Here is a 369-nt window from a genome sequence, read left to right as displayed (position 1 = left end):
TCGTGCGATGGTGTGTGACGCAGATTGCCTCGTAGGCATTTCGGCAGATTTCTCGCTGCCGATGCCCCGTGGTTTCGATCGCGACGGCCAGATCGATCAACGATCTGACGGGTTGGTCTCCTTCCGAAGAGAGACTGAAGCGCACGCGCTGCGACGCTTCGACGAATACGCAAGGAATGGCAACGTCCTGAGAAAACGCTTGCAGAATTCTCAGTGTCAGCACATCGGCAGTGACGGTTGTGGGCCGAGTCCGCTCGAGAACCGAAAGCGCCCAGAGATCGAGCGTTGGCGTCTGATGCATCGCCGTGCCGATCTCGAATCCCGGACCTTCGGCCATGAGGCGTCGAATCAGGTCTTCGGCGATCGCCA

1 protein-coding gene is annotated in these 369 nt (G+C 59.1%); it reads right to left on the bottom strand.

The annotated features are described in order from the left end of the window. A partial coding sequence (locus CDV44_RS28325) for a hypothetical protein (protein WP_212677166.1) occupies positions 1–369 on the bottom strand: 369 nt, incomplete at both ends.

Source organism: Pandoraea sp. PE-S2R-1 (assembly GCF_002179865.1).
Lineage (GTDB): Bacteria > Pseudomonadota > Gammaproteobacteria > Burkholderiales > Burkholderiaceae > Pandoraea.
This window is presented reverse-complemented; position numbering and strand designations above follow the sequence as displayed.